Genomic DNA, 13,844 nt, shown 5'->3' with positions numbered 1-13,844 from the left:
TTGCTAGTTTCACTTTTTTCAATAGCGTTTTGCACACAAAAAATGAATGAATCAAAAAAGGAGAGAAGATTTTCTATCCTTTTTTGATCCATTCTTCATCTTTTATTCCATTTATTTGGTTAATTATAACGATTCATCTTCCCCTGTCTTATCTCCCCGGAAGTCACTTGGATTACATGCCATAATTGCTTTGAAATTTCTTCTGAATGTCAGCATATTTGTATAACCGCATTCCTCCGCTATTTTTTCAAGCGAAAGGGATGAGTTCTTTAACAGATCTATGGCATGGGAAATTCTCCGCTCCTGTACATACTTTAAATAAGTCATCCCAAACTGCTTCTTTACCAAAGCTGTTACATATTTGCTGCTCACAGAAAAATGCTCTGCGATCTGAGTGAGAGAAAGGTTAGGATCTTTGTCATTTTGATTAATATACTCAATTAATTCCAGATCTGACTGATTGTTATTCTCTCTGATTTCCTCAGACTGGTCTATTTCAAGAAAAATGTCTGTTACCAGACTGCTGTAATAGCCTGTTACTTCCTCCATGGTTCGGTATGGAGGACACTTGTCCACCCTTCTTAAGGGAATGCCATACTGATCCCAAACCGCCTGCATTGCTTTTACCACGGTAACATACAACTCACTCAGCAAAAGTTTTCCGGCATAAACAGAGTTATCAAATTCCATCTGGTTTCTTCTTTCGATCTCTTCAAAAAAATAGCTGATGCTCTCTCTGTCCTGATCCTTTATTCCTTTTGTCAGCTGCCGGATTCCATCCTTTGGAAAATAATAATTCATGGAGCACTCTGACTGGGAATCATGAAAATAGATACACCCTCTTCCCTCCCAGAGAATCTTTTCAAGTGCCAGCATTGCATTATCACAGGAAACTGATAATTCCTCCAGTTCCTCCTTTACATCATCCGCACCAACCGTTACCACACATTTTGCACCCACAGTCTTTTTCATTTTATCAAAAAATTCGTAGAGCCTGTCTTCCAGATGTTCACCATTATTGCTGTTAAAAATCAGATAAACATGCAGTGTATCCTTTTCATAGCACAAAATCTTAAATTCTGCATCTGATTCCTGTTCTGCCAGATTCGATATTGCCTTTAACGCCTTTTTTGCTTCTTCCTTTCCCCACATCTCTCCATAATACAAATCCACCATTGCAGTCAGAAAAAACACTCTCTTTAACTGAATAAACTCTTTTATAAACTCTTTATTACCGGATTCTTCATCATTTCCCATAATAAGACTATGAAGGATCCCCTGGCTGGCATAGGGAGACATATTGTGAACCTGCTGCATATATCCATTCCTTTCTCCCAGAAGGTCCATCACACCAGAAACAATTTTTTCTTTTCCAACCAGATGCCGGATCTTCTCAAATGGTGAAGAATACCGGTTTGCAAAAAAGTAGGCAATAATAAGATAACCCATGCATATGAAAAAACCAAAAAGCATGGCGATAGACCCCAGATCCGACAGCTCAAACCCAAACTTGTCTTTCTTTGCAATAATCTCATAAGAGATTAAATTACTGACCCGGGAAGCTTGATTAAAAACTCTGCCATCTTCAATCCCTTCCTTAATAACAGGCTTTCCATTATAATAAACGGCATAGCCGCAGGCTTCCCCTGAGGCAGACTTAAGCATGTCCTGAATTTTCTGATTTTCAAACAGAACACAGATAATACCTCTCTGTGATCCGGACCCATATTGATAAGCACCGCTGTAAATCAGATATTTCTTGAAAAAAGTCAGCTTGCTGTTGTTCCTGTTTAAGCAGGTGTTTAAATCCGTAACCGCTAATCTGTCTGTCTTCCATCCGGATAAATCAATGCGGTCCGATAAGTGGATAACCTCATCACTGGTGTATATCTTATTATAATTATTGAGCATCAGAACAACATCAGAGATATTAAAATCATCTCCCGCTGTTTTCTGGTAACGAATATCATTTAAGATCTGGTATAACAGATAAGAATCCACCGGACTATTCATTTGAACTGTCATATAAAGTTTATTGATTAAAGAAGAATTATTAAGGTTTGATATAATATTCTGAGCACTGTAAATCTGCTGGTCCATCCCGTTGGCAAATGCCTGAGCTTTGGTTTCATAGTATGTTACAGCCTGATTTTCCTTCACCTTTACCGCTTCATATATCACAGTTGCTGAGTATACCAGGAAGCTCAGTATGATAATCAGACAATAGGACAGAAACATATTCTTAAAAAACCGGCTCTTACGTGCTTCCATAGCATTCATAATTTGTTCACCTTATTCATCCCTCACCATTTCTTTTGCACTTTTCCGTACATATTTCATAATTAATATACCAAATCAGTCAAACGTTAGCAAGAATATTTACTATGCCGGAACACTTTCAGATATATACAGATCTGTGCGCTTCTATACCATCATCAATTTTTATGCATTTTCTTTATTTAAAGATGGATCAATGTATATTCATAAGGCATTATTACTAATCTTTCAGTTCTTACCGCCAGTATTATTACATTTTTCTACAAATTATTCTCTTTATTTTCAGTATTTGTGTTGAGAATCTCTTAACTGTGAAGTATACTTAACATAAAAGGCAATACTGTTATAAAATGATAAAAACGGGAGATGGTTGCAATTTTAGGTATGGTAATTGCAGACGATGAAAAAAAGATCTGTAAGCTCATCGAATATTTAGTTAATTGGGATGAAATTGGAATACAGCTGCTGGGGACTGCATATGACGGTATCACTGCGTTGCAGCTGATCAATGAAAAAAAGCCGGATATTCTTCTTACAGATATCCGCATGCCTGGAATGGATGGGCTTTGTCTGATTGAGGAAGCAAAAAAGCAGAATGAGATTCTTAAATGCATCATCATCAGCGGTTATAAAGATTTTCAGTATGCCCAGCAGGGAATGAGATTTGGGGTGAGGGATTATCTGTTAAAACCAATTAATCAGGAAGATTTAACCCGTACATTAAAAAAACTGGTTAAGGAAACCCACGAACAGATATCGAAACAATCAACACATCTGCATCTTGAAGAAACATTAAAAACTTACACCGGAACCTTTCAACATCTGTTTTTTAAAACGGTTCTTCAAAAAAATCTATGTGAGCAGGAAGAAACCATTTTACAGGAATTAAGGGAAATCAGTGCTGCTGATATCATAAAAAATTCCTCCCGCTGCATTGCAGTGAAACCAAATATCAGTTACAGGGAATTTACGAAAGAAAGCTATCAGCTTCTGACAGAAAAAACTCTGGAAATCGCAGAAGTGGAATTTTCCTCACACAACTGGATCTGGATATCCGAAATTACCAGGGAGGGAATCTATTTTCTTCTTTTTTATGATACTTTGGACCGGAAAGAGCTGTTAGAATCCATTAACCACATAAAAGAACGTGTTCTCAGTCTGCAGGACCTGTTTCCCAGACTTTACTTTCATGCTGTCATTAGTGAGCCGGCTGACAGCTGTCTCCAGCTGATTCACCGCATTAAAGAAAGCCGGATTGCCATAGGAAACCGCTTTCTCACAAGTTTAAACACGGTCTCTGAGATTAAATCACCAGACACTCTGCCGGCAGAACCAGAATCCATAGACACCATGATCTCCAGTCTGCTGGAAGGCAGACCGGAAGCATTTGATATGGCTGGAATTAAAAAATGCGTGGAAGCCGCCAGAGATATCATGACAGCAGAGGACGTCTCCTCCTGTTTACAGGTAAAGAAAAATCTATTGGTTCTTCTGAATTATTACCTTAAAGGATTCAGACAACTGGATACTACCCTGGCAGACAGTGAAATAGAAGCCTGGTTTTCTGAAATGTATGAACACTGTACCTGTATAGAGCAGACTTTCTGCCTTTTGGAGGAAACTCTTTGTAAGACACTTCAAAATGTCTTAGAACATTTGAAAAACAGAGAAATCAAACCGGTGATCTATGCCAAACATTATATAGAGGAAAACAAAGGAATCAATATTAAACTGGAAGAACTGGCAAAAAACACAGGATTCAGCTATACCTATTTTTCCTCTCTTTTTAAAAAGGAGACGGGAAAAACATTAACGGAATACATACAAATGGTACGGATTGAAAGTGCAAAAAAACTACTGACTGAGAAAGAACGAAGCATCAGTGAAGTGGCAGAACTGGCCGGTTATAATGATATAAAATTTTTCACCAGACAGTTTAAGAAGACACTTGGCGTATCCCCCAATGAGTACCGGAAATTATTTACAAACCGGTCACAAGGAGGTCATTGATTGAAAAAGCTATGGTTGAAAAACCGGTTTGTATTATGGACCGGTCTCCTCATAACCTGGAACATTCTTTCTCTCGTCCTGCTCATTCTGATCCTTACGGCGAATCACAAACAGGAATACTATCCTGCAGTGTTCCTGGTATTCATCCTGGTCCTGGGACTTATCCTCACTCTTTTGTGGGGAAAGGTTAATATATGGGAACCTCTGCGTTCTATGGAAAAGCAGGCAGAGCTTTTTAATAATGGGATTATATTCACTGAGCTCTTTAAAAGTCTGAAAGGAATATCTCCCAGCTTTGATGAATTATTATCAGGACTTCATACCAGTCTGGATAAGGATAGGATGATAGAGAATGCCAAACAACAGGCCCGCTACCTCGCTCTTCAAAACCAGATAAATCCTCATTTTCTCTATAATGTTCTGGAATCCATCCGTTCGGATGCCATTATGGCAGGTGTCCCGGAGATTGGAAAGATCACAGAAGCACTGGCAGTCTTTTTCCGCTATACTACTTCCAACATGGAGAGCCTGACAACACTGGAAGAGGAACTTTCCAACGTCAGGAATTATTTTTTGATTCAGAAATACCGTTTCGAGGATAAAATTGATCTGGATATCCTGCTGCCGGAGGAGGAAGATCTATTAAAGGCCAGGATTCCAAAACTCACACTTCAGCCTATTGTTGAAAATGCAATTAAACATGGATTAGAGCCAAAGATAGAAGGTGGAAACGTAATAATCGATATTGATCACAGTGATACTATTCTTTATATTTCCGTTACAGATAACGGCGTTGGAATCGATGAATCCACGCTGGAACATCTAAATGATACGCTCTTACATATGGCAGGATGCAATGGTTCCGTCAGAGAAGATAAAAAAGGCGGTATCGCACTGAACAACGTAAATTCCAGAATCCGTCTTCTTATGGGAGAGGAATTTGGATTACACCTGTTTAGTTCACCTGATTCCGGTACAGAGGTCTCACTTACGCTTCCCTACATACTTGATGAAGCAGAAAGGCTGGGAAAATGAAACAGGAAGTACTGCGCTACGAAAATATTTACTGCTCCGAAGGAAATCAACCCCTTCTCAAAGGCTTATGCCTGCGTGCTTTTCAGGGGCAGATCTGTTTTGCAATTATTCCCAATCTAATCGAGAAACAGAATTTTCTCAGTCTTCTGGACGGAACCTTAAAACCTGACTCCGGCTGGATTTACTGGAATGGGAATAAATTAAATTCCCGCCGTTCCCAGGATCAGATCCGGAAACAAACCTCTTTTATCGGCAGGAACAGAGGTGTTTTTTCCCAGCTAAGCGTTGGGGAGAATATTTTTGTTGCAAATAGCAGGGTGCTCTGGTGGAACCGGGCAACCTTACTCTGCAGAAAGGCTCCGGATCTATTGAAAGAACTTAGACTTACGCTTCCCATGTCTGCCAAAGCCCATTCACTGGACTTTGGCAGACAAAAGCAGATTGAACTCCTGCGCGCTTACGTATCCGGACGAAAACTGGCAGTCATTACTGATCTGGAGATGTTTCTGTCAGAAGAAGAGATGAAGGATTTTTTTGATCTCACTGTAAAATTAAAAATGAAAGGTATGACCTTTCTTTATGTTTCAGGAAGCAATACCGATTTATGGAGCCTGGCAGATGAGGTTACCATTATAAAAAAGGGCAGATCAATCAGCCGGATAATACCCAGTCACATCATCTCCTCATCAAACCAACCATGTACTGCGGCTGGCTTTGCTGCTAAAAAACAGGCGTCCTCTCCCTATGTTTCTCTCGACCAATTTATAAAAGGAGGAGAACTGGTAACTATACTTGATACAAATTCTGCAGAATGCTGTCATGCCATCTCCATACTGGAAAGCTGCAGTTTCTTAACTTCAAAAGCAATCATATCCTATCAATACAAAAACTGTTTTCGCTCCATACTAGACGAGATTGTTTTTATTGAAGCCAGGTCTCTCAATGAAATGGTATTTACCAGTATGACCATCATGGATAACTTAATTTTTATGCTTATGCAGAAGAATGCAGGTATTTCATTTAAGAAATCCTATCGGAAACTGGTACAAAATATGACCCATGGCATTTTCACAGAAAAAGAGCTTTCACTAAGAGCGGATAAAGCCAGTGATGAATGTAAGCTGAAACTGATTTATTACCGTTGGATTTTTCTCCGGCCTAAAGTTATGGTATGTATCAAACCCTTTACATCCATGGATTATCAGCTTCGCTCCCTGACCATCAGCCTTCTTAATGAAGCTTTAAAATCCGGAATTGCCGTCATACTCATTACAAACCATATAACAGAAGCATATACCATGAAAGGAAAACATCTAACAGTTAAGAATAACTGTTTACTTAAAGATTAGTCCTTTCTTTCTCAAAAAAAGCCGGCCAGGCTTTTTTTCTTCCCCTGATTATCCCCATATCCAAACATTTACCCCCTTACAACACAAATTATACCATTGTTTTATTGTGTTTTTGCCTATAAAATATTAATTACATTGTATCATTTTATGCATCTTGTATAACATTTGTTTTGAAAGGAGATTAAACTATGAAAAAAAGTATCTTATCCCTGATGTTAGTATCTGCCTTGCTGGTATCTGCTGCCGGCTGTGCAGGGAAAAAAGCAGACACTTCCCCTGCCGGCAGTGAAACTGCTTCCACGGAAGGAGAAATCAAAGTTGGTGTAATCCTAAAAACGCTTTCCAGCGAATACTGGAGCTACGTTGCTGCCGGAGTCAATGCTGCCTCAAAAGATTTAGGTGTTAAAGTTGACCTTCAGGGACCTGCCTCAGAAACAGCCTATGACGAGCAGAACAATATGATTGAGACCATGCTCGCAGGAGGAATTGATGCTTTTGTTATCTCTCCCCTTCAGTCAGAATCCGTTGCAAGCGTAATTGGTGATGTAAAAATACCAATCATAACCGTTGATACAGATGCAGAAATTCCTGGGAAAGTTGCTTTTGTAGGAACCGGCAATGACAAAGCAGCCTATCAGGGGGGACTGTTTGCTGCTGAAAAAGCAGGCAAAGGAACAAAAGCCGTAATTATTGGCGGTGTTGAAGGAAATGCAACCAGTGATGCCAGACAGGCCGGTTATACCAGAGCAATGGAAGAAAAAGGAATCGACATTGTTTCCGTACAGTATGCCCAGTCCAATCCTGATACGGCTGCCAACGTGATGGAGAATATGATTACTGCCCAGAGTGGTGACATTCAGATTGTATTATGCCATAACGATGATACGGCTGCAGGAGCTGCAACTGCCTGTAAACAAAGCGGATTAAACGATGTTATTATTGTTGGTTTTGATGGAAACCAGAGCGGTGTACAAAATATTATTGACGGAACCATTACCGCCACCTGCGCTCAGTCCGCTTACACCATGGGATATAAAGCGGTAGAAACTGCAGTCAAAGCAGTAAAGGGTGAGACAGTAAAATCCTTTGTAGATACCGGCTGTCAAGTCATATCCTCCGAAAATGCAAAAGACTATTTAGAACAACTGAAAGGCTATTTAAACTAACCTGTCAGCAAGAAACAGAAAGGGTTGAACTGCTATGAGCTTAATGGAACTGAAACATGTGACGAAACGCTTTCCGGGAGTTGTGGCTCTGCGCAATATGTCAATGGAAATTAAACCAGGAGAGATTCATGGACTGATCGGGGAAAATGGTGCCGGCAAATCCACGCTGATTAAAGTACTGACCGGGGTATATACCCCGGAAGAAGGTACCCTCTTAATGGACGGTAAAGTAGTCTCCTTCAAAAATCCCCGAGAGGCGGCTGCCCACGGAATTGCCTGTGTCTACCAGGAACTAAATATTGTGCGCCTTTTATCAGTCACAGATAATATTTTTATAAATAAAGCACTGAAAAAGAAGAATAGTCCGCTTCTGGAATATGAAAAAATGCATGAGACAGCGCATAACGTGATGATGTCACTGGGACAGGATATTGATGTAAAGAAAGAATGCGGTTCCTATGGTATGGGAATACAGCAGATGGTTGAAATAGCAAAAGCTGTTTTAATCGATGCAAAACTGATCATTATGGATGAACCCACCTCCAGTCTTGGAGAAAAAGAGGTTGCCCAATTAATGAAAACCATACGTTCTTTAAAGGCAAAAGGCATTTCCATACTGTTTGTTTCCCATAAGCTGGAAGAGCTCTTTGAGTTATGCGACCGGGTCACCGTTATGAGAGACGGAGAACATATCCTGACAAAAGACATTACAGAGATGGACAATGATTCTCTCATTTCCGCCATGGTAGGAAGAACCCTGGAAAACCAATATCCAAAGCTGAATACAACAAGAGGCAGAGAAGCCTTACGAGTGGAACATCTAAATACAAACGGAGTCCTAAAAGACATTAATTTTCATGCCAACTACGGGGAAATACTTGGTTTTGCCGGACTGGTAGGCGCGGGACGGACAGAAACCTTCCGGGCAATATTCGGCGCTGACGCCCACGATTCCGGTAATATTTATATTAATGAAAAACCTGTAACAATTAAATCACCAAAGGATGCGATCCGTCTGGGTATGGCATTTTTAACAGAGGACAGGAAAGGACAGGGTCTGGTTTTGACCCAATCCGTACGTACCAATCTCATTCTCAGTTCCATGGAGAAATGTAAAAACGGACTCTTCCTGGATGAAAAACACATTGATCAGCTGGCCGGAGAAAACGTAGACAGTTTAAAAATTAAAATATCAGATTCAAAAGAAGCAGTGGGACAACTGTCAGGAGGTAATCAGCAAAAAGTAGTCATTGGCAAATGGATTAATACCAATGCAGATATCTATATCTTTGATGAACCTACCAGAGGTATTGACGTTGGTGCAAAAGTTGAGGTTTATAACATTATGAACAGCCTGATAAAAGCCGGCAAATGCGTGATCATGATATCCTCAGAACTGCCGGAAATTATCGGAATGAGCGACAGAGTTATTATAATGAGAGAAGGAAAAGTGATGGGTGAACTTTCAAGAGACCGTGATTTACTGAATCAGGAAACAATTATGAAAGCTGCCTGGGGAGGTGCTATACAATGAAAACAAAAAAACTAAAAGACGCAATCAGTAAGGCAGCTCCGCTGCTGGCACTGATCCTGTTGTTTATGATCCTGTCAGTGGCAACAGATAAATTTCTAACTGTGAATAATATGATGAACATCTTACGTCAGACAGCCGTAAACGGTCTTATCTCAGCAGCTATGCTGGTTGTACTTATTACTGCAGGAATTGATCTTTCTGTAGGTGCAAACGCTATATTATGTGCCTGTGTGATGGGTATGCTTAAAAATTCACTGAGGATCACCAACCCATTCTTACTGATACTGGCCTGTATCATCACCGGACTTCTGGTCGGATTTGCAAATGGTATTCTGTTGACCAAAATGCATCTTCCTCATCCCTTTGTATCAACTCTGGGTATGAAAAATGTACTTTGCGGCCTTGCTCTTTTCGTCGTATCAACCAAAACAATTTCAGACTTTCCAGTAGGCGTTACATTTTTAGGGTCCTTTAATTTATTTAAAACAACCGGCGGTTTCTCCGGAATCCCGCTTTGCTTTATCGTTCTCATTCTGATTTACGGAGTATACCATTTCTTTTTAAATAAAACTGCGCTGGGCAGAATGGTCTATTGTGTAGGGGGAAATCCGGAAGCCGCCCGCTTATCCGGAATTAATTCTGACAACGTGCTGATCTTTGTTTACACCTTATCCGGCTTTATGTGTGCCATTGCAGGTCTGGTTATTGTAGGACGTTCTGCAGTTGCCAATCCATCCGCAGCTATATCCCCCTATGACACGGATGCTATCGCAGCATGTATCATAGGCGGTGCTTCCTTCATGGGCGGAAAAGGAACAATCTGGGGAACTTTAATTGGTGCACTGATGATCTCTACCATTCGCAACGGGCTGACACTTCTTAATACCTCAAGCTCCGTTCAATACATTGTAATTGGTATGGTTATTATAGCAGCTGTCTTTATTGACGTAACAAGATCCCGCATGGAAGCAAAAGCCAGAAGACTGGCAGCCAAATAGCTGAAAAATGCTCTCTGTAATACAACAGGGAGCATTTTTATTATTCTATTTCTTATTCCAATTTTTAACTCTTCTTAATCTGGTCCACTATCTCATCCAGACAGCGCTCCAGATTATCATTTTGAAAACGGATTTCAATACCACAGCGAAGCAGATTCTCTTCTTTAAAATCCTCTTCATCAGCAAGAAATCTTCTGCACACCTCTTTATATTTAGGAACCTCCTGCCCCTGCTCTCTTTCTATGGAACGCAGTAATCGCTCTCTGTCACCAACCTCCACATAAATAGGATATAAATACTCATAACCAAAATAATCCCTGGTTTTCTCATAAGACTCCAATGTTCCAATCATGAGATAAGTACTCTGCCCCATACGGTCAAACTGCCCGTCGTCTACCGTAAAATAACTCCATGGGCCATAGATAGTTTCATAAGTACGTTCTTCAATTAACTTTTCTTCCCTGCGGAACTGCTCCAGCTTTTCTCTGGTTGTGAAAAAATATTCCACCCCGTTCACTTCCCCATCCCGAATGGGTCTGGTCGTATATGGGATAATGGTTTTCAATCCGGGAATTCTCTCCAGAAGTTTTTTATATATAGTATCCTTTCCTGAAGCACTTTTACCCATAATATAAAATATCCTGCTCATCGTTCACTACTCCAACTTTATTTAATCGTCTGTCCATCTAAAATATAAATAAATTCAATTCTTTGGTCTTCCAAACCCTGTACCGGAAGCCCCATCTTCTTATATGATACAATAAGATCTATGAGTTCCCTCTTTAAAACTTCACCAGGGGCTACAATGGGAATTCCCGGTGGATATATATAAACAAATTCCGCTGAAACCTGACCCAAAGCATCTTCCAGATGAATCTTCTTTCGATGTAAATTCATTCCCTTTGCAATGGTAGTTCTAATTTCCGGCCTGACTGGCTGATCACCATATCCTCCTGACCTATCCAATCTGACCAGAATCTGCCCCGATTTATCTCCGGCCTTTGCATCGATCTCTGACAGTGCCTGTAAAAGCCTTCTATAACCTTCTTTTGTATCAGCCAGTGTCAGAATAGCCGTAACATAGTCTGGCCCGCACATCTCCATCTCCAGATGATATACTTCCCTTAGTTTTTGATCCAGTTGTGCTCCTGTCAAATTAGAATTCCTTGTAGATATTATCAGTTTAGAGAGATCCACATCATAAACACCAGCCGTTCCTTTCACCTGCTCATCCAAAACTTTTAAATAAGAAAGGCTCTTTAATTCCTCCCTTAATCCCATTATCTTTCTATTAAATTCTTTCATACATTCCTGGCCCTGTTCTGCCATAAATCCAATGCAGTTATCAATAGAAGCCATTAATACATAAGAAGGGCTGCTTGTCTGATATATATGCACATACCGGTCCAGCCTGTCCAAATCCACATAACTGCCTTTTACATGCATAACAGCCGTCTGCGTAAGAGAAGGGAGTGTTTTATGAAGGCTCTGAATCACAATGTCCGCACCCAGCTCTATTGCTGATACAGGAAAACCTGTCTCCTTACCAAATGAAAAGTGAGCCCCATGTGCCTCATCAACAATTAATGGCAGATTAAACTTATGAGTTATATCTGCAAGCTTTCTGATATCCGACACAATCCCATCATAAGTAGGAGAGACCACAAGCACCGCCTCCGCCTCCGGATGGTTTTTCAACATTTCTTCCATATCTTCCGGAAGTATTCCACCTTGAAGACAAAACTCACCAATTAATTGTGGATAAATGTACTCTGCTTTTAAATCATTGAGGAAAACTCCATGAAATGCCGACTTATGACAATTCCTGCTCATTAATATGGTGCCCCCTCTGGATACGGTTCCGCTTATGGCACTTAATATCCCGCAGCTGCTTCCATTCACCAGATAATAGGTTTTATCACTTTTGTAAATGGCCGACGCCCTGTCCATGGACTCCTTTAAGATTCCCTGAGGATTATGCAGATTATCAAAACCATCAATCTCCGTAATATCGATTGAAAAAGGATTGGTAAATTTCTTACTGAACGATTCTTTGAATTGCCTCTTATGTCCAGGCATATGAAAAGGATAAAAATCAGAGTGTCCATACTCTGCTAATTGATCAAATAAATCCGGTTTTCGATTCACTATATAAACCGCCTCCCTTAATAGCTTGCTGATCAATTTTATTAAATCAGCATATTTAGTATATCATTCTTATCTCATCTTTACAATTTTTTCCCGCAGCGTTATAATAACCTGGAATCAAAAAGGAGAATACCCATTATGAGAATGATAGAATTTAAAATGGAACGCCCCGGACTTGTTGAGGCTGGTGAGGAAGTCCAGATTATTGAACGGGAAGGAACCAGCAGCTACAGCTATATTATCGATCCTGCAGTTGCCATGTCAGGCTGCTATATGGGTCGTGACCGCATTAAATCAGACCATGGAATTGTAAAAGAAATCAAACATAATGACAGAGGATATTATGTAATTGTTGAATTCGATGAATAGCCACTTTTTCATCGAATATTTTTTTGTAAAAAAATAAGCCCTGAAACATCACTGTTCCAAGGCTTGTCCTGAGACACCGGGGATTCGAACCCCGGACAACTTGATTAAAAGTCAAGTGCTCTACCACCTGAGCTAGTATCCCATATGCCCAAAGCCGGAATCGAACCAGCGACACGAGGATTTTCAGTCCTCTGCTCTACCAACTGAGCTATCTGGGCTCATGTGTAAAAACACATTATCCATAAAAAATACCAACAAAAATTGCGGGGGCAGGATTTGAACCTGCGACCTTCGGGTTATGAGCCCGACGAGCTTCCAGACTGCTCCACCCCGCGTTATTCAATTATATTATATGCAGTGATTCGAATTTTAATCACTGAATGGATGGAGATGGATTCGAACCATCGAAATCGTCGATAACAGATTTACAGTCTGCCCCCTTTGGCCACTCGGGAACCCATCCAAAATATTGTTTTTGATACAAGCCGATGATCGGACTCGAACCGATAACCTGCTGATTACAAATCAGCTGCTCTGCCAATTGAGCCACATCGGCACAACTCTTCTCATGTATGAAACTTGCATACAGAATGGGACCTATAGGGCTCGAACCTATGACCCTCTGCTTGTAAGGCAGATGCTCTCCCAGCTGAGCTAAGATCCCATATTCAAATTTAGTTGTGAAACGACCCGGATGGGATTCGAACCCACGACCTCCGCCGTGACAGGGCGGCGCTCTAACCAGCTGAGCCACCAGGCCAAAACTATTTTTTGAAAGCTGGTACACATACCCTCAAAACCACACATTGTTATATATCTTTCATCCGTTCTTCCTCTATTACCTAAACCAACTTGGTTAAGCCCTCGACCTATTAGTGACAGTCAGCTGCACATGTTGCCATGCTTCCACCTCTGCCCTATCTACCTCGTCGTCTTCAAGGGGTCTTACTCTTGCGAT

General features: G+C 40.6%; 10 protein-coding genes, 7 tRNA genes and 1 rRNA gene. 7 read left to right on the top strand and 11 right to left on the bottom strand.

Annotated elements, in window-relative coordinates; genetic code table 11:
• Window positions 1-123: 123 nt before the first annotated feature.
• Window positions 124-2,280 (bottom strand): helix-turn-helix domain-containing protein, encoded by a 2,157-nt coding sequence (locus CRO04_RS18080; RefSeq protein WP_097005643.1) that lies wholly within the window; start codon window positions 2,278-2,280, stop codon window positions 124-126.
• Window positions 2,281-2,643: 363 nt separating this feature from the next.
• Here CRO04_RS18080 and CRO04_RS18075 point away from each other — a divergent pair, with 363 nt between their 5' ends.
• The 6 genes from CRO04_RS18075 to CRO04_RS18050 all read left to right on the top strand — a co-directional run bounded on the left by CRO04_RS18075 (window position 2,644) and on the right by CRO04_RS18050 (window position 10,369).
• Window positions 2,644-4,287: a response regulator transcription factor gene (locus CRO04_RS18075; RefSeq protein ID WP_097005642.1), complete on the top strand. Its 1,644-nt coding sequence runs from the start codon at window positions 2,644-2,646 to the stop codon at window positions 4,285-4,287.
• On the top strand, window positions 4,288-5,322 hold the full coding sequence (locus CRO04_RS18070; protein ID WP_097005641.1) for a sensor histidine kinase: 1,035 nt from the start codon (window positions 4,288-4,290) through the stop codon (window positions 5,320-5,322).
• Window positions 5,319-6,671: an ATP-binding cassette domain-containing protein gene (locus tag CRO04_RS18065; RefSeq protein WP_097005640.1), complete on the top strand. Its 1,353-nt coding sequence runs from the start codon at window positions 5,319-5,321 to the stop codon at window positions 6,669-6,671. The genes CRO04_RS18070 and CRO04_RS18065 overlap by 4 nt, the downstream gene beginning before the upstream one ends.
• Window positions 6,672-6,859: 188 nt before the next feature.
• Window positions 6,860-7,837, top strand: coding sequence for a sugar ABC transporter substrate-binding protein (locus CRO04_RS18060; protein WP_097005639.1), 978 nt, complete (start codon window positions 6,860-6,862; stop codon window positions 7,835-7,837).
• Between the two features lie 34 nt (window positions 7,838-7,871).
• Entirely contained in the window at window positions 7,872-9,371 is a 1,500-nt protein-coding gene (locus CRO04_RS18055; RefSeq protein ID WP_097005638.1) for a sugar ABC transporter ATP-binding protein, read from the top strand.
• Entirely contained in the window at window positions 9,368-10,369 is a 1,002-nt protein-coding gene (locus CRO04_RS18050; protein ID WP_097005637.1) for an ABC transporter permease, read from the top strand. The genes CRO04_RS18055 and CRO04_RS18050 overlap by 4 nt, the downstream gene beginning before the upstream one ends.
• Before the next feature lie 64 nt (window positions 10,370-10,433).
• On the opposite strand, the gene CRO04_RS18045 is transcribed toward CRO04_RS18050, so the two are convergent.
• Window positions 10,434-11,018: a guanylate kinase gene (locus CRO04_RS18045; RefSeq protein ID WP_097005636.1), complete on the bottom strand. Its 585-nt coding sequence runs from the start codon at window positions 11,016-11,018 to the stop codon at window positions 10,434-10,436.
• Between the two features lie 17 nt (window positions 11,019-11,035).
• On the bottom strand, window positions 11,036-12,517 hold the full coding sequence (locus tag CRO04_RS18040) for an aminotransferase class I/II-fold pyridoxal phosphate-dependent enzyme (protein WP_097005635.1): 1,482 nt from the start codon (window positions 12,515-12,517) through the stop codon (window positions 11,036-11,038).
• Window positions 12,518-12,655: 138 nt separating this feature from the next.
• Between CRO04_RS18040 and CRO04_RS18035 the strand changes: the two genes are divergently transcribed.
• Entirely contained in the window at window positions 12,656-12,886 is a 231-nt protein-coding gene (locus CRO04_RS18035) for a hypothetical protein (RefSeq protein WP_097005634.1), read from the top strand.
• A gap of 69 nt (window positions 12,887-12,955) precedes the next feature.
• Here the strand turns inward: CRO04_RS18035 and CRO04_RS18030 are convergent.
• The 8 genes from CRO04_RS18030 to CRO04_RS26620 form a co-directional block, all read right to left on the bottom strand.
• Window positions 12,956-13,028 (bottom strand) — tRNA-Lys (locus tag CRO04_RS18030).
• A 3-nt stretch (window positions 13,029-13,031) separates the two neighbouring features.
• Window positions 13,032-13,104, bottom strand: a tRNA-Phe gene (locus CRO04_RS18025).
• A gap of 43 nt (window positions 13,105-13,147) precedes the next feature.
• A tRNA-Met gene (locus tag CRO04_RS18020) sits at window positions 13,148-13,221 on the bottom strand.
• A 46-nt stretch (window positions 13,222-13,267) separates the two neighbouring features.
• A tRNA-Tyr gene (locus CRO04_RS18015) sits at window positions 13,268-13,349 on the bottom strand.
• 20 nt (window positions 13,350-13,369) lie between these two features.
• A tRNA-Thr gene (locus tag CRO04_RS18010) sits at window positions 13,370-13,442 on the bottom strand.
• A 35-nt stretch (window positions 13,443-13,477) separates the two neighbouring features.
• Window positions 13,478-13,550, bottom strand: a tRNA-Val gene (locus CRO04_RS18005).
• A gap of 22 nt (window positions 13,551-13,572) precedes the next feature.
• A tRNA-Asp gene (locus CRO04_RS18000) sits at window positions 13,573-13,646 on the bottom strand.
• Window positions 13,647-13,738: 92 nt separating this feature from the next.
• Window positions 13,739-13,844: ribosomal RNA gene (locus CRO04_RS26620) — 23S ribosomal RNA — on the bottom strand; the annotation flags it as partial.

Origin of the sequence: Lacrimispora amygdalina (assembly GCF_900205965.1) — a bacterium.
In the GTDB taxonomy this organism is placed as follows: domain Bacteria; phylum Bacillota; class Clostridia; order Lachnospirales; family Lachnospiraceae; genus Lacrimispora; species Lacrimispora amygdalina_A.
This window is presented reverse-complemented; position numbering and strand designations above follow the sequence as displayed.